Origin of the sequence: Arthrobacter sp. FB24 (genome assembly GCF_000196235.1) — a bacterium.
GTDB lineage: Bacteria > Actinomycetota > Actinomycetes > Actinomycetales > Micrococcaceae > Arthrobacter.
The window spans coordinates 3,250,502-3,267,199 of sequence record NC_008541.1 but is presented as its reverse complement, the minus strand read 5'-3'; the positions used below and the strand labels follow the sequence as shown (position 1 = coordinate 3,267,199).

The following is a 16,698-nucleotide window of genomic DNA, read 5'->3' as shown; positions in this document are numbered from 1 at the left end:
CCCGCCCGGCGCTGCCCGGCTCAAGGCGAGTGGCCCACCGGAATTCTGTGACTATCAATGTACTGGTCTACGGCGGCGTGGTAGCTCTCCAGCGTGATGGCGGCAGTGCGCTGCCAGCCGAAACCCTGGGCGTGCAGGGCTGCAGCCCGCCCCATGTCCCCGCGGGTGGCGGGGTCGTCATAGAGCGCTTCCAGAACGTCGGCCCAGTCAGCGGCTTTGTGCCCGTCCACCAGCAGCCCGGTCCGTCCGTCGAAAATGGCCCGGGACAGTCCGCCCACCCGGGTTGCCACCACCGGAGTCCCGCATGCCTGGGCTTCCAACGCCACCAAGCCGAAGGATTCACTGTAGGACGGCATCACCACGACGTCGGCGGAGCGGAACCAGCCGGCCAGCTCCGGTGCGTTCACCGGCGGGTGGTGGGTGACGACGTCGTCCATTCCGGCAGCGCTGATCAGCGACTTCAGGTCGAAGTCCTTGGCCCCGCTCAGTGCGCCCAGGATGGTCACCTGCAGGTCGATGTCCGGGCGGCGCGAGCGGAGCAGGGCAGCTGCCTTGACGAGGACCTGCGGGCCCTTGAGCCGTTGGATGCGTCCGGCGAACAGTAGGTGGAACTTGCCGGCAGGTACGCCGAGCTGTGCCCGGGACCTGGGGCGGAAGGCCGGCGTAAAAACAGTCAGGTCCACACCCGGGGGAGCCACATCGATGTGGTCGAAGTCGGCGTTGTAATGCGACACGAGTTCGGCGGCTTCGGCGGGGGTGTTCGCGATCAGCCGGGTGGCGCCGTCGACGATCCGGAGTTCGCCGTCCTCGCGCCGCCGCGGTTCGGGCTTCTCGCCGGACTGCAGGAGGAGGTTCTTGACCTTGGCCATGGTGTGCATGGTGTGCACCAGCGGCACGCCCCACAGCCGGGAAAGCTCCAGCCCGGCCACGCCGGACACCCAGTAGTGCGAATGGATGAGGTCGTACCGGCCGTGCGGCTGGCGCTGCCGGATGCGCTCAATTTCCGCCACCATGCTGTGCAGCAGCTCCGGAAGCTCCTCTTTGGGCAGCTTCCGCGGCGGTCCGGAGATCACGTTGTGGACGCACACGCCGGGATCCGGGTGTTCGACGGCGGGTTGTCCCGACGACGTGGACCGGGTGAAGATTTCCACCTCAACGCCGCTGGCAGCCAGCGCCGACGCCAGTGCCCGCACGTATACGTTCATGCCGCCGGCGTCGCCGGAACCGGGTTGTTCCATGGGCGAGGTGTGCAGGGAAAGGAACGCGACACGGCGGATCAGAGTCACGGCTCTCCCTTCGGCTTGCGGAACTGCATCCGATAAAACACTACTCCTCAAGTGCCCCGGCCTTCACAGTGTCCCGAACACGCTCCCGAACACCGGAAGCACTCCTGCTAACGTGGCGGCTGTGAGCGCAACCGCAGACGCAGCAGCAGATTCAAACCAGCACCCGGCCGGCATCGAAATCCGCCCCGCCACCGCAGCCGACTGGGCCGGTATGTGGGCCATCCTGGAGCCGGTCATCCGGGCCGGGGAGACCTTCACCTGGGACCGCGGCACCACGGAGGACGAGGCCCGCGCGCGCTGGTTCAAGGACGCCCCGGGCCAGGCATTCGTGGCTGTCCAGGACGGGGCGGTGCTGGGGACGGGAGAACTGCACGCCAACCAGGGCGGGGGAGGGAGCCACGTGGCCAACGCAGGCTACATGGTCCACCCGGACCACGCCGGCAAGGGACTCGCCAAGGCCCTCTGCGCCTACTCGCTGGACGCGGCCCGGGCGGCAGGATTCCGTGCCATGCAGTTCAACGCCGTGGTGGAGAGCAACGTCCGCGCCGTCGCGGCCTGGCAGGCCATGGGTTTTGAGGTCCTGGCCACCATCCCGGAGGCCTTCAACCACCCGACGCTGGGATACGTGGGCCTGAAGGTGCTGTACCGCAAGCTGTAGAGGCCGTCGGCATCAACATCCGGACTCAGGCCCCGCCGCGCCACAGCTGCCCGAGCGCCGGAAACGCCGCCTCGTAGCCGGCCAGGAGTTTCACAGCCAGTTCCTCGGAGTCGATCAGCGGATGGAGCCCGAAAGCCCGCAGAGCGTCGGACCGTCGTCCCTGCACCACGGACGACACCGTGAGCCGCTCCACCTCCTTGACCCGCTGCATGAGGGCAAGCTGCGCGTCTCCGGGCCGGTCCTGCGGCAGCGGCATGGCGCCGTCGGGCGTCACCTGGCAGGGTACCTCGACGACAGCGTCCGCCGGCAGCCCGGGAACCGCACCTTCGTTGGGGGTGTTCAGGATGAGCTCCGTGATCCCGGCAGCAATGCCACCGCTGAGGGGCGCTGCATCGTCCGGCGCACCGCCGGCCAGGGCGCGCATAACCGCGAGGGCAACGCGCTCATACCCGCCGCCCGCGAGGTCCTCCTCGTCCCGTTGTTCGCCGCCGGCGCGTGCCTCGGCGAGGTAGCCTTCCTCGCGCGAACGGCGGGCCGCGTCCCACAGTTCGTAGGCGCGGGATCCGGCCGCGGCCAGCGCCGGGTAGAGCCCCGACTGCTGCTCGTGGATCGACTCGCCGCGTGTCTGCCGCATGGCGCGGATGGCGCCGACGGCCCGGGCGGTGTCGTAGTAGTAATAGAGGTACTCGTTGGGCAGGCAGCCGAGTGCCTGGAGGAACGGCTGCGGAAAGAGCCGGCCCTCCTCGAAGCCGGACAGGGCCTGCGCGTCCGCCAGCAGTCCGGGCAGCAGGTCCTTTCCGCCGGATTCCAGCCGGTACAGCCAGCCCAGGTGGTTGAGCCCGTAGTAGCCCACGCCGTCGAGCCTTCCCTCCGGCAAGGCGGCGCCGGCCGCCCGGGCCGCCCGGTGGACCAGGCCGCCGGCCGAGTCGCAGATGCCGATCACCCGGTTTCCCAGCACGGGCACCAGCGCCTCGGTGACCATCCCGGCCGGGTTGGTGAAGTTAACCAACCATGCCCCGGGGCATCGCTGCTTCATTTCTCGGGCCAAGGCCAGCATCCCGGGGATGGATCGCAGCGCGTAGGAGATTCCGCCGGCGCCCGTGGTCTCCTGGCCCAGCAGGCCCAGGCCGATTGCCACGCGTTCGTCAGCGGTGCGGCCAGCTGTTCCTCCGGGCCGGATGGCCGCGAACACCATGGCGGTGCCTTCGAGCCCCTCGGCCAGCGAGGTGGTGGTGCTGACTGCAGGGCCGCGTGCACCGTTGGAAGGGGCCATCGACGCCAGGACGGCCTTGATGGCGGCCAGCCGCAGGGGATCGACGTCGTAGAGCACAAGCTCGCGCACCAGCCCCGCGAAGGGGCCGGAGGTGAGCGCCCGGTACACGAGCGGGACACGGAATCCGCCGCCACCGGCAATCATGAGCCGCATACCACGCAGTCTATTCGGCTACGGCGGGCCCCTCACGGGGACACGTGTCCAAGCGCTTCCGGCGACCCGCGACGGGGACCTTTGCAGGGGTGGCGCGAGGGCGTAGTCTGCCGAACATGGACGCGATACCAGAGCGCCGGTTCGATCCGCTCTCCGCCGTCCGCACTCCCGCGGACGGGAGCTTTGACCTGCTCCTGACGGGGACTGTCTTCCAGGACATCATCTTCACCGGGCTGCCCCACGCACCGGAGCCAGGCACTGAAATCTGGAGCGAGGGAATGGGCAGCTGCCCGGGCGGGGTGGCCAACCAGGCCATTGCCGCCGCGCGCCTGGGACTGCGCACCGGGCTGGCGGCTGCCTTCGGCGATGACGGCTACGGGGATTACAACTGGAAGATCCTGGCCGCCCAGGAGCATGTGGACCTGTCCCTCTCCAAGCGGGTACCCGGCTGGCACTCGCCCGTGACCGTCTCGCTGAGCGTGCAGCACGACCGCTCCATGGTGACCCACGGCCACCCGGCCCCGGTCACGTCCTCGGAACTGATCGGCACGCCGCCGGCCGCACTCGCCGCCGTCGCCGACCTGGACGAAGAACTCGCCCCGTGGGCGGTTGCTGCCCACGGCGCGGGAGTCAAACTTTTCGGCGACGTCGGCTGGGACGCCACCGGCAAATGGTCCTCCACCAGGCTGGACAACCTCGAGTACTTCCACGCTTTTATGCCCAACCAGCGCGAGGCCATGGCGTTCACCGGCCGGGACACACCCTGGGCGGCGCTGTACGCGCTCGCCGACCGGGTTCCGGTGGCCGTGGTGACCCTGGGGCCGCAGGGTGCGATGGCCGTGGATTCCGAAACGGGCGAGGAGGAATGGGTGCCGTCGCTGCCAGTCTCGGCCTTTGACCCCACCGGCGCCGGGGACTGCTTCGGTGCGGCCTTCATTGTGGGCAGCCTGGCGCGCTGGCCGCTGGCGGACCGGCTCCGGTTCGCCAACCTGTGCGCGTCGCTGGCAGTCCAGGAAGTGGGCGGTTCACTCGCAGCACCCGGCTGGGGCGACATCGCCGACTGGTGGAAACGGGCCAACGCCAGGCCGGAACGGCAAAGCAGCCAGTGGCTGCGGCGCTTCAGCTTCCTTGAGGAAATTGTCCGCGATGTTCCGCCGCAGGCCCTGCGCCGGGCCACGGCAACCATCGCCCACCTCTCCGACGCCTAGCTGAATTAAGCCACCCGCCGCGCCGCCACTAGAATCACTAGGGTGACTTACCCAGCAGCAACCGGTGACTCCCGGCCCGTCCCGGACGCAACATCTGGCCCCGCCATTGAACGTTCCGCGAGCGGGCGTTCCGCTGGCGAACGTTCAGCAGTGATCGACCTCGACGCCATCCGGCACAACGTGCGCCATCTGGCCGCTGTTGCCTCGCCGGCGCAGGTCATGGCCGTGGTGAAGGCGGATGCCTACGGGCACGGTGCCGTTCCGGTGGCACGCGCTGCGCTGGAAGCCGGGGCGCGCTGGCTTGGCGTTGCACACATTTCAGAGGCTCTCGCCCTGCGGGCTGCGGGAATCGAGGCGCCGCTGCTCGCTTGGCTGCACACGCCGGACAGCAACTTCGGTGCCGCCGTCGCAGCCGGAATCGACATTGGCTGCTCCGGCTGGGAGCTGGAAAAGATCGTCCTGGCGGCCCGGGAACAGGAACGCCCCGCGCGCGTCCACCTGAAGGTGGACACCGGCCTGGGCCGCAACGGCGCCACTCTTGAAGCATGGGACAGCCTGGTGGGCGAAGCGATGGAATACCAGGACGAAGGCCTGCTCCGCGTGGTGGGCATTTTCTCCCACCTTGCCGTGGCGGATGAACCGCACCGTCCGGAAACGGACCTGCAGCTGCAGGCCTTCCGCGAAGTCCTGGCCATCGCGGAGGACGCCGGCGTGGATCCCGAAGTGCGGCATCTGGCCAACACCCCCGCCACGCTGTCCCGTCCGGACACGCACTTCGACCTGGTCCGCGTGGGACTCGGCATCTATGGGCTCTCGCCGTTCGAGGGCCAGTCGCCGGCCGAGCTGGGCCTTCGCCCGGCGATGACCGTCCGCACCAAGGTGTCCCACTGCAAGGACGTCCCCGCCGGCCAGGGCGTGTCCTACGGGCTCAACTACCGCACCGCCGGCGCCAGCACCCTGGGACTGATCCCGCTCGGTTATGCCGACGGGGTGCCCCGCGTGGCCACAGGCGGCCCCGTCCGGGTGGAGGGCCGTAACTACCCGGTGGTGGGCAGGATCGCGATGGACCAGATGGTGATCGACCTCGGACCCCGCGGGGTGTCGTCCGGCGGGGCCAGCGTGCTGGGTGCCGAGGCCGTCCTCTTCGGCGACGGAACGGACGGCGGCCCGACGGCGGACGACTGGGCCCGCGCGGCGGGCACCATCAACTACGAGATCGTGACGCGGATCAGCCCGCGGGTACCGAGGCGGTATATGAACGAAAGCCACACGGACGGACCGGGTGAGGCGCAATGAGTGATCCGCAGTGGGAGCTGTCCCTGACGGTGCAGAGCGCCGAGGAAACCCATGCCCTTGGGGCCGCCCTTGGCGCCGTTCTTGACTCGGGCGACCTCGTCATCCTGACCGGAGAGCTCGGAGCCGGCAAGACCACCTTTACCCAGGGACTCGGCGAGGGCCTGGGGGTGCGGGCGGGCATTATTTCCCCCACGTTCGTCCTGGTCCGCATCCATCCCAACCTTCCGGACGGCCCGCGTCCCGGCGGCCCCGACCTGGTGCACGTGGATGCCTATCGGCTGGAGAGTGCGGCGGAGATCGATGACATCGACCTCGAAAACACCATGGACAGCACCGTCACGGTGGTGGAGTGGGGGCGCGGACGGGTGGAACACCTCAGCGACAGCGTGCTCGACGTCGAACTGCACCGTCCGCTGGGCTCCTTATCCGGCGCCGCGGGAGCCTCCGCGCCGGGCGCCGCTGACGGCGTGCTGGACTTCGATACGGACGACGACGACGAACCCCGCACCATTATGATCCGGGGCTACGGCCCGCGCTGGGCCGAGCAGCCCCTGCTGCCGGCCGCCCTGAAAGGGAATTCCTGATGCTCATCCTTGCCATCGACACCTCAGCCGTGGCCAGTGCGGCGCTGGTTTCGGACGATGCGCCGGAGGGCGTGCTGGCGAGTTTCTCCACCGAGGACACCCGCAGCCATGCCGAAGTGCTGGCCCCGGGCATCGACGCCCTGCTCGCCGATGCCGGGGTCACGGGGGCGGACATCGACGCGATCGTGACCGGTGTGGGCCCGGGGCCGTTCACCGGGCTGCGGTCCGGGATCGCCACGGCTCGGACCCTGTCCTACGTCTGGGGTAAACCGCTGTACGGCCTGATGAGCCTGGACGCCATGGCGCTGGAAGTGGCCGAATCGACTGCTGCCGTGCCGGAATTCCTGGTGGCAACGGATGCCCGGCGCAAAGAGGTCTATTGGGCGCGCTATTCACTCACCGACGGCCAGCTGCCCCTGCTCGTTGACGGACCGCACGTGGGCTTCGCGGCCGATCTTCCCGACCTCCCGGCCTACGGCGCCGGAGCGGGCATCTACGAGGACGTCCTGAAAGCCGACCCGGATTTCAGCACCGAGCAGCCGGACGCCCTGTATCTTGGCCAGTTCGCCCTGGCGAGGCTGGCTGCGGGGGAGCAGCTGCTGGATTCCACGCCGCTGTACCTCCGCGAGTCCGATGCCCAGGTTCCCGGGCCCCGGAAGCGTGCGCTGTGACCGGGATGGCGGCCGGCGCCGCGCCGGCAGGGGTGACGTTGCGCAGCATGAACGGGACGGACATCCCCGCCGTGCACACCCTCGAATGCAGGCTGTTCCCGGTGGACGCGTGGCCGCTCCAGATGTTCCATGAAGAACTGGCACAGACCGGGACCCGCCACTACGTTGTGGCCGAAGCTGCCGGCGAAATTGTGGGTTACGCCGGACTGATGTGCATCGAACCCATCGCGGATGTGCAGACCATCGCCGTGGTACCCGAGTGCGAAGGCAAGGGGATCGGCTCGGCCCTGCTGACCGAGCTCATCGCCGAAAGCCGGCGGCGCCGCGCGGCGGATGTGCTGCTGGAGGTCAGGGCTGACAACCCCCGGGCCCAGGACCTCTACCGCCGCTTCGGCTTCGAGCAGATCCATGTCCGGCCAAGGTATTACCGGGACGGCGTTGACGCCCTGATCATGCGGCTCCAGCTTCAGGATGCCAGCCCGCCACCCAGGCCCGCGGCCATGGATGCGACCCCAGACCAACCGCCGGCCACGGAGGCAGACACACCATGAACCGAACACAGCCCCTAGTCCTGGGCATCGAGTCCTCCTGCGATGAGACAGGTGTGGGAATCGTGCGCGGAACTGCGCTGCTCAGCAACACTGTGTCATCCTCCATGGAAGAGCATGTCCGCTTCGGCGGAGTCATCCCCGAGATCGCCTCCCGTGCACACCTGGACGCCTTCGTGCCCACCCTCCAGGAAGCCCTCGCGGACGCGGGAGTCCAGCTTGACGACGTGGACGCGATCGCCGTCACTTCCGGTCCCGGGCTGGCCGGGGCTTTGATGGTGGGCGTGTGCGCCGCCAAGGCGCTCGCGGTGGCCACGGGCAAACCGCTATATGCCATCAACCACCTGGTGGCCCACGTCGGTGTCGGCCTGCTGCAGGAGGAGAACACCCTGCCTGAACACCTGGGCGCCCTGCTGGTTTCCGGCGGCCACACCGAGATCCTCCGGATCAGGAGCATCACCGACGACGTCGAGCTGCTGGGCTCCACGATTGACGACGCTGCCGGGGAAGCCTACGACAAAGTGGCACGGCTCCTGGGGCTCGGCTACCCGGGCGGCCCGGCCATCGACAAACTAGCCCGGACAGGCAACGCCAAGGCCATCCGGTTCCCGCGCGGACTGACGCAGCCCAAGTACATGGGCACCGCGGACGAACCCGGCCCGCACCGCTACGACTGGTCCTTCAGCGGATTGAAGACCGCCGTCGCCCGTTGCGTGGAGCAGTTCGAAGCCCGGGGCGACGAAGTGCCGGTCGCGGACATCGCGGCCGCCTTCCAGGAGGCCGTTGTGGACGTCATCACGTCCAAGGCGGTGCTCGCCTGCACGGAAAACGGCATCACCGAGCTCCTGCTGGGCGGCGGGGTAGCCGCGAACTCGCGGCTGCGCCAGCTCACCGAACAGCGGTGCAGGGCGGCCGGAATCCGGCTGACTGTTCCGCCGCTTGAGCTGTGCACAGACAACGGTGCCATGGTGGCCGCCCTCGGTGCCCAGCTGGTCATGGCCGGCATCGAGCCCAGCGGCATCAGCTTCGCCCCGGATTCGTCCATGCCGGTCACGACGGTTTCGGCGTAGCCCGCACGGCGCCGCGGCCCCCGGCCCGGCGCTGCAGCCAAGGAGTTCAGGCGGTGGGGCCGTTCCGCATCTGCTTGACGAGGTCCAGCACCACGGCCCGGAGGTCTCCGCCGTGTTCCGCGGCCACGCGGCGCTGCCGCTGGTATCCGGCACCGCGGCTGATGATCTTTTCGACGTCGGCAAGCTCGTCGGAGCAGCCGAGCTTCGCGGCCACGGGCTCGAGCCGGTTCAGGGTTTCCAGCAGGTGGTCGGTGACCAGCTGCTCGTTGCCCTCGGCATCGAGGATGATGATCGCCTCGAGGCCGTACCGGGCGGCACGCCATTTGTTCTCCTGGACGTGCCAGGGAGGCATGGTGGGAATGGTACCGCCGTTGTCCAGGATGGTGGAGAACTCGTCCACCAGGCACTGGGTCAGGGCCGCGATCGCACCGACCTCTTCCAGCGTGGCCAGGCCGTCGCAAATGCGCATCTCGATGGTGCCCAGGTTGGGGACCGGGCGGATATCCCAGCGGATCTCCGAGATTGTGTCGATCACTCCGGTGGTAAACATGTCCTGGACGTAGGACTCGTACTCCGCCCAGGTGGAGAACTGGAACGGCAGCCCGGCGGTCGGCAATTGCTGGAACATCAGCGCGCGCTGGGAAGCGTAGCCGGTGTCCTCGCCGCCCCAGAACGGACTCGACGCGGAGAGCGCCTGGAAGTGCGGGAAGTAGTTCACCAGGCCGTCCAGCACCGGAAGGACTTTGTCGCGGCTGTCCAGGCCCACATGGACGTGGACTCCGTAGATCACCATCTGGCGGCCCCACCACTGGGTGCGGTCGATGAGCTTGGCGTAGCGGGCCTTGTCCGTGACCGGCTGCAGCTGGGGAGGACTGAAAGGATGGCTTCCGGCGCAGAAGACCTCAACGCCCATGGGGTCTGTGACTTCCCGCACTGCGGCAAGGGAACTGCTGAGATCGGCCTTGGCCTGCGCCACCGTTTCGCAGATGCCGGTGACAAGCTCCACTGTGTTGAGCAGGAGTTCCTGCTTGATGTGGGGGTGTTCGTCGTCCTCGTTGAGTTCGGGATGGTTGGCCGAGACGCCGCGCAGCACTTCATTGGCCACGGACGCCAGTTCGCCGGTTTGCGCATTGACCAGCGCCAGCTCCCATTCCACACCAAGAGTTGATTGCCTGGATGAAGCGAAATCAATCTTCATGTGGTCCCTTCACTGTTCCGCCGTCCGTTGCCGAAGCCGCCTGCGGGCGGGCAACGGGTGGTTCAAGTCTAGTGCAGGGGTAGCATCGAGTTGATGGCTTGGTTTCGAGGACGCAGTGACAGTTCCCACAAAAAGACGCCCCACAAAAAGACGCCGCACAAAAAGACGCCGCACAAAAAGACGCCGCACACAAAGACTTTCCACAAGTCAGCGCCGGCCCTCGCGATGACTGCGGCCATGCTCGCGACCGCAGCCTGCACCGGTGTGCCTTCTCCGCCCACCTCGGGAACGCCGTCGGGAACGTCCCCCGGCACGGCATCACCGTCCGGCGGAGCCGTGCGGTCCGAACCCGGTGCTTCGGGAGCCCCGCGATCCTCCGGGCCTCCCACCCCGGCACCTGGGGAGCGCCAGCTGGGCTGGGGGCCGCAGCAGCAGGATGAAGACTCGGCCCGCGCCGCTGTCGCAGCAATGAGCCTTGAACAGAAGGCCGGGCAGGTGATGATGCCGTTCTTTACCGGAACGGATTTTGCTTCGCACGCGGCAACCATGGAACGGCTGCACCTGGGCGGCGCGATCATCATGGGTGACAACGTGCCCCTCTCCGCCGACGGAACCGTGGACACCGCCGCCATGGCGGCAGGCATCAGCCGCCTCCGGAACGCGGCCAAGGCGGACGGACGCACCTGGCCTGCACTGGTCGGGGTGGACCAGGAGGGCGGGGTCGTGGCGAGGCTGCGCGCTCCGTTGACGGAATGGCCGGCACCCATGAGCTTCGGCGCCGCAGGGAACGTCGGGCTGGCAACCGACGCCGGCAAGGCGCTCGCGGCGGAGCTGGCCGGGCTGGGCTTCACTGCGGATTTCGCGCCGGACACGGATGTCACAGCGGGGCCGCAGGATCCGACGATCGGCGCCAGGGCCATGTCCGGCGACCCGGACGCGGCAGCAAGCCTGGGCGTCGGCTTTGCCCAGGGAATGCTGGCGGCCGGGATCCTGCCTTCCGCCAAGCACTTCCCGGGGCACGGCTCCGTTGCCGTCGACTCGCACGAGAACCTGCCGGTGCAGAAAGCAACGGTGGCGCAGCTCCGCGCGAAGGACTGGAAACCTTTCCAGGCCGCCATCGATGCCGGGCTGCCCATGATCATGACCGGCCACATCTCCGTGCCGGCCCTGGAACCGGGGGTTCCGGCGTCGTTGTCCAAACAGAGCTACGCCACCCTCCGCGGCATGGGTTTCAAGGGCGTTGCCGTGACCGATGCACTCAACATGGGTGCGATCACGAAGCAATACCCCGGGGAGTCCGCCGCACCGCTGGCCCTGGCAGCGGGGGCGGATCTGCTGCTCATGCCCGGGGACGTGGCCGCCGCCCACGCGGCAGTGGTCAGCGCCGTCAAGACCGGCGCGCTCCCGGCGTCGCGCCTCAACGACGCGGCACAGCGGGTGGTGACCATGATGATTTGGCGCGCACGGACCCCTGCTCCACAGGGTGCAGCCCCGGGAAGCGGCTCTGCCCTCTCCGAACGTATTTCCGCGGCCGCGGTGACCGTCCTGGCCGGACCGTGCCACGGGCCGGTGGTGCCCGGCAGCGTCCGCGTTGCCGGCGGCAGTGAACAGGACCGTGCCCGGTTTGCCCGGGCTGCCCGGGCTGCCGGCATTACCCTCGGCGCCGGGCCGCTCGTGACGCTGATCGGCTATGAAGGGCCGCCCGCCACGGGCGACGTCGTGGTGGCCCTTGATGCGCCGTGGCCGCTGGCCGGCTCGACGGCACCCGCCAAGGTGGCCCTCTACGGGCGGAGCCAGGAGGCCTTCAACGCCCTGGTTGCCGTTCTGGCGGGCAAGGCGCCGGCACCCGGAAAGCTGCCTGCCGCCGTCGGCCCCCACGCCCCCGGAAGCGGGTGCTGACGCCCCTGCCGTGTGGCGTAACAGTGCTGCCCGGGCTCCGGGGGCGTTTAATGGACGAGTGCCAATTCTGAATAAAGACATGACCCTGTGCATCTCGCTCTCGGCCCGGCCGAGCAACAACGGGACCCGCTTCCACAACCATCTTTACGAGCAGCTGGGCCTGAACTGGATCTACAAGGCGTTCGCGCCAACGGACCTGGCCCAAGCCATCGCCGGCGTCAGGGGCCTGGGCATCCGGGGCTGCGCTGTGTCCATGCCGTACAAGGAAGACGTCATCGCGCTGGTCGACGTCATGGACCCCTCCGCCAAGGCCATCGATTCCGTTAACACGATCGTGAATGACGGAGGCCGGCTCACGGCGTACAACACCGACTACACGGCCATCGAGCAGCTGCTGCAGCGTAACGCCGTCCCCACCAACTATTCAGTGCTGCTCAAGGGTTCCGGGGGCATGGCCAAAGCCACCGCCGCCGCCCTCCGTGACGCAGGCTTCACGGACGTCACCATCGTGGCCCGGAACGAGGCATCCGGTAAGCCGCTGGCGGACCTCTACGGATTCAAGTGGAGGCCCGAGCTCCCGGCGGCGGACGCCGGCGGCACGGCGGACATGATCATCAACGTCACGCCCGTCGGCATGGCGGGAGGGCCGGATGCTGACTCGCTGTCCTTCCCGCAGGAGGCCGTGGACGCCGCGAAAGTGGTGTTCGACGTCGTTGCGCTGCCCGCCGAGACGCCGCTCATCAAGGCGGCCCGCGCTGCCGGCAAGACCGTGATCACCGGAGCGGAAGTGGCCACCATCCAGGCCCTGGAGCAGTTTGTGCTGTACACCGGTGTCCGGCCCACGGACGAGCAGGTCCGGGCGGCGGAAGAGTTCATGCGGGCCCAGTAGCTTTGGGCCGCAGCTAGACCCGGGGCTGCACAGGCTCCACCGAGATGGCCACCCGGTCCTCGCCGATCCTGGTGAGGACCAGGGTGGCTGTCTTTTTGCCCTTCGAACCCTTGCCGCCGTTTTTTCCTCCGGCAAAGAGCTGCTTGCGGAGTTCTTCCGGGGTGACGGACGTGCCGCGCTTCTTGATGTCCAGCACGCCGATGTTGTTCTGCTTCACCCAGGCCTTGAGGGCCTTGACGTTGAACGGCATGACCTCAAGGACCTTATAGGCCCTGGCAAACGGGGTGTCCACGAGCTCGGGGGCACAGATGTAGGCAATGTGCTCATCCAGGAGGTGGCCGCCCAGCCGGGCAGCGACATCCGCCACGAGCCCGGCCCGGATGACGGCTCCGTCCGGTTCGTACAGGTATCCCTCCACAGGACCCACGGGCGCCACCGGGCCGCCGTCGAACTCTTCCGCGCTGGTGATTTCCGCCGCGCCCTGCGGGCCCAGCAGCAGCGCCGCCCGCCGGATGCCGGGCCGGCTGACCGCGTTGAACCACAGCGTCACTTCGGTGACGTCGCCGCCCACGGACACCCACTGCGCTTCGCAGCCGGCGGGGACGGAATCATGCGGGATGCCGGGACCCATCTTTACGCCCACGGCCCGCCCGGACTCAGCGAGGGACTTCACGAAGGACAGCGGCGGGGAGAATTCCTCCGGATCCCAGATCCGCCGCGTGCCGGACGTCGAGGTGGTGCGGCGGGCCGGATCCAGCCAGACGCCGCCCACGCCCTCGAGCGGGACGGAGGTCGCATCGGAGTGGACCACGCTGGCGTGCGGGAAAGGAATCAGGTTCATGGTGGCGCAGGCAGCGGTGGTCTCATCCATTTCCACGGCGGTAACCCTGATGTCCATGGAGGCCAGGGCCATCGAATCGGCACCCAGCCCGCAGCCGAGATCGGCCACATGCTCGATCCCGGCGGACGCGAACCGTTCTGCGTGCCGGGCGGCGACGTTGAGGCGGGTGGCCTGCTCCAGCCCGGCGGGCGTGAAGATCATCTGCCGGGCGAATTCGCCGAATTTGGCCTCGGCCTTGGTCCGCAGCCTGGACTGGGTGAGGACGGCGGACACCAGTGCGGGGGAGTGGCCGGCCTTCCGGAGCGACTCGTTGAGCCGGAACGCGTCGTCCTCCCGGTAGGGCCCCAGCGACGCCAGCAGCTCCCAGCCTTCGCTGGTCAGGAGCGGGGCGATCAGGTCCTGCAATGCGTCAGCCATGTCATCAAGCCTAATCGAGGAGCCCTGCACCCGCGGTGCGGCTAGGGTTGAAGGCATGGAAGACAGCGCAGTGCAGCAGCCACCCGTCGATGACCAGGGCAATGACCGCCCGCAGCACACCGGACTTGCCAAATATGCCCGGACTGCGCTGATCGCCGGTTCCGCCATCGCCGTGGTCTGCCTGGCACTTCTGGTCATCATCTTCTTCCTGGATTCCTTCAACGCAACGGTGTACTCGGTGGGCGGCAAGAACATCCAGGACGCCACCGACGAGGCTCGGGAAATCCGCGAGTCCTATGCGGCAGTCCGAACGGGCGGCCTCGTGTTCCTCATTGCCTCTGTGGTTACGGCGCTCGCCGCCGCCGTCCTGCTTTACCGGAACCGCAACGTTACGAACGACGACGACACGGACGACGGTGACGACGTCGATTTTGAGGACCTGGCAGGGCGCTAGCCGTTCACCGGGGACGAAATTCTGGCACTCGCCTTGACCGAGTGCTAACCACTTACATAGAGTCATCATTAGCACTCTCCCTAGGAGGGTGCTAACACATGAAGAACTGCCAGCCACGCTGCTGCCGGCACCGCGACGACGGTTTGTATGCTCAGGCGCAACAGTTTTCCAGTCCATAAATTTGCTGACGTAAAGGAGAGGTCCGAGTGTCGGTCTCTATTAAGCCTCTTGAGGATCGTATTGTTGTCCGCCCGCTCGAAGCAGAGCAGACCACGGCTTCCGGCCTGGTTATCCCGGACTCCGCGCAGGAGAAGCCGCAGGAAGGTGAAGTTGTTGCAGTCGGCCCCGGCCGCTTTGAAGATGGCAACCGCGTTCCGGTCGACGTAGCCGTTGGCGACGTCGTTATCTACTCCAAGTACGGTGGAACCGAAGTCAAGACCGGCGGCACCGAGTACCTCGTGCTGTCCGCCCGCGACGTTCTGGCGATCGTCGTAAAGTAACTCTTGGACCCCCGCGCAGCCGTTTCGTCGTTAGCGATGAATCTGCTGCGCGGGGTTTCTGTCTTGAAAGGACAAAACCATGGCAAAGCAGCTTGCGTTTAACGACGCTGCCCGCCGGTCGCTTGAAGCCGGCATCGATAAGCTCGCCAACACTGTCAAGGTGACGCTTGGCCCGCGCGGCCGCAACGTCGTGCTGGACAAGAAGTGGGGCGCTCCCACCATTACGAACGACGGCGTGACCATCGCCCGCGAAGTCGAACTGGATGACCCGTTCGAGAACCTCGGCGCGCAGCTGGCCAAGGAAGTCGCCACCAAGACCAACGATGTTGCCGGCGACGGCACCACCACCGCCACCGTGCTGGCACAGGCACTGGTCAAGGAAGGCCTGCGCAACGTGGCGGCTGGCGCCGCCCCGGGCCAGATCAAGCGCGGCATCGAGGTTTCCGTCGAAGCCGTCGCAGCACGCCTGCTGGAGAACGCCCGCCCTGTCGAAGGCTCCCAGGTTGCGAACGTTGCAGCCATCTCCGCCCAGAGCGACGAGATCGGCGAGCTCCTGGCCGAGGCTTTCGGCAAGGTCGGCAAGGATGGTGTGATCACCATCGAGGAGTCCTCCACCACGCAGACCGAGCTCGTCCTCACCGAGGGCATGCAGTTCGACAAGGGCTACCTTTCCCCGTACTTCGTCACCGACGCGGAACGCCAGGAGGCAGTCCTCGAAGACGCCCTTATCCTGATCAACCAGGGCAAGATCTCCTCGGTGCAGGAATTCCTGCCCCTCCTGGAGAAAGCGCTGCAGAGCTCCAAGCCGCTGTTCATCATTGCCGAGGACGTCGAGGGCGAGGCCCTGTCCACGCTCATCGTCAACCGCATCCGCGGCACCCTGAACGTCGTTGCCGTCAAGGCTCCGGGCTTCGGTGACCGCCGCAAGGCCATGCTGCAGGACATCGCCACCCTCACCGGTGCGCAGGTTGTCTCCCCGGAACTGGGCCTCAGCCTTGATTCCGTTGGCCTCGAGGTGCTGGGCACGGCCCGCCGCATCACGGTGACCAAGGACAACACCACCATTGTTGACGGCGCCGGCACGGCCGAGGACGTAGCGGCACGCGTTGCCCAGCTGCGCGCCGAGCTGACCCGCACCGACTCCGACTGGGACAAGGAAAAGCTCCAGGAGCGCCTGGCCAAGCTGGCCGGCGGCATCGGTGTGATCAAGGTTGGCGCAGCCACCGAGGTGGAGCTGAAGGAAAAGAAGCACCGCATCGAGGACGCAGTCTCCTCCACCCGCGCTGCCCTCGAAGAAGGCATCGTTGCCGGTGGCGGTTCGGCCCTCATCCACGCCCTGAAGGCGCTGGACGAGGACCCTGCAGTCACCGCACTCGAAGGCGATGCAGCCTCGGCTGTGGGCATCGTTCGCCGGGCACTCGTCCAGCCGCTGCGCTGGATCGCCCAGAACGCCGGTTTCGACGGCTACGTCGTTGCCGCCAAGGTTGCCGAGTCGGCTGTCAACCAGGGCTTCAACGCCAAGAGCGGCGATTACGAAGACCTGATCGCTGCAGGCGTCATCGACCCCGTGAAGGTGACGCGCGCAGCCCTCCGCAACGCCGCTTCCATCGCAGCGCTGGTTCTCACCACAGAGACCCTCGTTGTCGAGAAGCCGGCCGACGAGGACGAGCACGCTGGCCACAAGCACTAGCTTGCAGCCAACGCCCTAAAGGCCGGCCCGGCCGGACGGTTTCCAGAAACCGCCCGCGCCGGG

The 16,698-nt window shown here is 67.7% G+C and carries 16 protein-coding genes; 12 read left to right on the top strand and 4 right to left on the bottom strand.

Annotation, left to right across the window (positions count from 1 at the left end; all coding sequences use genetic code 11):
- Window positions 1-20 precede the first annotated feature (20 nt).
- On the bottom strand, window positions 21-1,286 hold the full coding sequence (gene mshA, locus ARTH_RS14735) for a D-inositol-3-phosphate glycosyltransferase (RefSeq protein WP_011692738.1): 1,266 nt from the start codon (window positions 1,284-1,286) through the stop codon (window positions 21-23).
- Between the two features lie 121 nt (window positions 1,287-1,407).
- Between mshA and ARTH_RS14730 the strand changes: the two genes are divergently transcribed.
- On the top strand, window positions 1,408-1,944 hold the full coding sequence (locus tag ARTH_RS14730; protein ID WP_011692737.1) for a GNAT family N-acetyltransferase: 537 nt from the start codon (window positions 1,408-1,410) through the stop codon (window positions 1,942-1,944).
- 25 nt (window positions 1,945-1,969) lie between these two features.
- Here ARTH_RS14730 and ARTH_RS14725 read toward each other — a convergent pair whose 3' ends face one another.
- Window positions 1,970-3,370 carry a family 4 glycosyl hydrolase gene (locus ARTH_RS14725; RefSeq protein ID WP_011692736.1) on the bottom strand — a complete coding sequence of 467 codons (1,401 nt, stop codon included), beginning with the start codon at window positions 3,368-3,370 and terminating at the stop codon, window positions 1,970-1,972.
- A gap of 116 nt (window positions 3,371-3,486) precedes the next feature.
- Here ARTH_RS14725 and ARTH_RS14720 point away from each other — a divergent pair, with 116 nt between their 5' ends.
- From ARTH_RS14720 to tsaD, 6 genes are read left to right on the top strand one after another with little or no spacing between them, the layout of a single operon-like run.
- Window positions 3,487-4,578, top strand: a complete 1,092-nt coding sequence (locus ARTH_RS14720) for a PfkB family carbohydrate kinase (RefSeq protein WP_043429944.1) — start codon at window positions 3,487-3,489, stop codon at window positions 4,576-4,578.
- Between the two features lie 42 nt (window positions 4,579-4,620).
- Window positions 4,621-5,874 (top strand): alanine racemase, encoded by a 1,254-nt coding sequence (gene alr / locus ARTH_RS14715; protein WP_011692734.1) that lies wholly within the window; start codon window positions 4,621-4,623, stop codon window positions 5,872-5,874.
- The gene (gene tsaE, locus ARTH_RS14710) at window positions 5,871-6,458 is read left to right on the top strand and encodes a tRNA (adenosine(37)-N6)-threonylcarbamoyltransferase complex ATPase subunit type 1 TsaE (RefSeq protein ID WP_011692733.1); all 588 of its coding nucleotides are present in this window, start codon (window positions 5,871-5,873) and stop codon (window positions 6,456-6,458) included. The genes alr and tsaE overlap by 4 nt, the downstream gene beginning before the upstream one ends.
- Window positions 6,458-7,129 carry a tRNA (adenosine(37)-N6)-threonylcarbamoyltransferase complex dimerization subunit type 1 TsaB gene (gene tsaB / locus ARTH_RS14705; protein ID WP_011692732.1) on the top strand — a complete coding sequence of 224 codons (672 nt, stop codon included), beginning with the start codon at window positions 6,458-6,460 and terminating at the stop codon, window positions 7,127-7,129. Before tsaE ends, tsaB begins: the two co-directional genes overlap by 1 nt.
- 5 nt (window positions 7,130-7,134) lie before the next feature.
- Entirely contained in the window at window positions 7,135-7,680 is a 546-nt protein-coding gene (gene rimI / locus ARTH_RS14700; protein WP_043430865.1) for a ribosomal protein S18-alanine N-acetyltransferase, read from the top strand.
- Window positions 7,677-8,747: a tRNA (adenosine(37)-N6)-threonylcarbamoyltransferase complex transferase subunit TsaD gene (gene tsaD, locus ARTH_RS14695; RefSeq protein WP_011692730.1), complete on the top strand. Its 1,071-nt coding sequence runs from the start codon at window positions 7,677-7,679 to the stop codon at window positions 8,745-8,747. Before rimI ends, tsaD begins: the two co-directional genes overlap by 4 nt.
- Before the next feature lie 46 nt (window positions 8,748-8,793).
- On the opposite strand, the gene ARTH_RS14690 is transcribed toward tsaD, so the two are convergent.
- Window positions 8,794-9,945, bottom strand: coding sequence for a glutamate--cysteine ligase (locus ARTH_RS14690; protein WP_011692729.1), 1,152 nt, complete (start codon window positions 9,943-9,945; stop codon window positions 8,794-8,796).
- 237 nt (window positions 9,946-10,182) lie between these two features.
- Between ARTH_RS14690 and ARTH_RS14680 the strand changes: the two genes are divergently transcribed.
- Both ARTH_RS14680 and ARTH_RS14675 read left to right on the top strand, forming a co-directional pair.
- Window positions 10,183-11,844, top strand: coding sequence for a glycoside hydrolase family 3 N-terminal domain-containing protein (locus ARTH_RS14680; RefSeq protein ID WP_011692728.1), 1,662 nt, complete (start codon window positions 10,183-10,185; stop codon window positions 11,842-11,844).
- A gap of 58 nt (window positions 11,845-11,902) precedes the next feature.
- The gene (locus tag ARTH_RS14675; RefSeq protein ID WP_011692727.1) at window positions 11,903-12,733 is read left to right on the top strand and encodes a shikimate 5-dehydrogenase; all 831 of its coding nucleotides are present in this window, start codon (window positions 11,903-11,905) and stop codon (window positions 12,731-12,733) included.
- Window positions 12,734-12,746: 13 nt separating this feature from the next.
- On the opposite strand, the gene ARTH_RS14670 is transcribed toward ARTH_RS14675, so the two are convergent.
- Window positions 12,747-13,991 carry a class I SAM-dependent methyltransferase gene (locus ARTH_RS14670; protein ID WP_011692726.1) on the bottom strand — a complete coding sequence of 415 codons (1,245 nt, stop codon included), beginning with the start codon at window positions 13,989-13,991 and terminating at the stop codon, window positions 12,747-12,749.
- A 55-nt stretch (window positions 13,992-14,046) separates the two neighbouring features.
- On the opposite strand from ARTH_RS14670, the gene ARTH_RS14665 reads away from it, so the two are divergent.
- From ARTH_RS14665 to groL, 3 genes are all read left to right on the top strand, one after another.
- Window positions 14,047-14,445, top strand: coding sequence for a hypothetical protein (locus tag ARTH_RS14665; protein WP_052309702.1), 399 nt, complete (start codon window positions 14,047-14,049; stop codon window positions 14,443-14,445).
- A 206-nt stretch (window positions 14,446-14,651) separates the two neighbouring features.
- Complete coding sequence (gene groES / locus ARTH_RS14660) at window positions 14,652-14,945, top strand: co-chaperone GroES (RefSeq protein WP_003805290.1); 294 nt, start codon at window positions 14,652-14,654, stop codon at window positions 14,943-14,945.
- 79 nt (window positions 14,946-15,024) lie between these two features.
- Entirely contained in the window at window positions 15,025-16,635 is a 1,611-nt protein-coding gene (gene groL / locus ARTH_RS14655; RefSeq protein WP_011692725.1) for a chaperonin GroEL, read from the top strand.
- The last annotated feature ends 63 nt before the right edge of the window (window positions 16,636-16,698 follow it).

Coding starts and splice junctions, on each gene's coding strand:
- ARTH_RS14725 (WP_011692736.1), bottom strand. CDS start 3,370: ATGCGGCTCATGATTGCCGGTGGCGGCGGATTCCGTGTCCCGCTCGTG.
- ARTH_RS14720 (WP_043429944.1), top strand. CDS start 3,487: ATGGACGCGATACCAGAGCGCCGGTTCGATCCGCTCTCCGCCGTCCGC.
- tsaE (WP_011692733.1), top strand. CDS start 5,871: ATGAGTGATCCGCAGTGGGAGCTGTCCCTGACGGTGCAGAGCGCCGAG.
- tsaB (WP_011692732.1), top strand. CDS start 6,458: ATGCTCATCCTTGCCATCGACACCTCAGCCGTGGCCAGTGCGGCGCTG.
- rimI (WP_043430865.1), top strand. CDS start 7,135: ATGGCGGCCGGCGCCGCGCCGGCAGGGGTGACGTTGCGCAGCATGAAC.
- tsaD (WP_011692730.1), top strand. CDS start 7,677: ATGAACCGAACACAGCCCCTAGTCCTGGGCATCGAGTCCTCCTGCGAT.
- ARTH_RS14690 (WP_011692729.1), bottom strand. CDS start 9,945: ATGAAGATTGATTTCGCTTCATCCAGGCAATCAACTCTTGGTGTGGAA.
- ARTH_RS14680 (WP_011692728.1), top strand. CDS start 10,183: ATGCTCGCGACCGCAGCCTGCACCGGTGTGCCTTCTCCGCCCACCTCG.
- ARTH_RS14670 (WP_011692726.1), bottom strand. CDS start 13,991: ATGGCTGACGCATTGCAGGACCTGATCGCCCCGCTCCTGACCAGCGAA.
- ARTH_RS14665 (WP_052309702.1), top strand. CDS start 14,047: ATGGAAGACAGCGCAGTGCAGCAGCCACCCGTCGATGACCAGGGCAAT.
- groL (WP_011692725.1), top strand. CDS start 15,025: ATGGCAAAGCAGCTTGCGTTTAACGACGCTGCCCGCCGGTCGCTTGAA.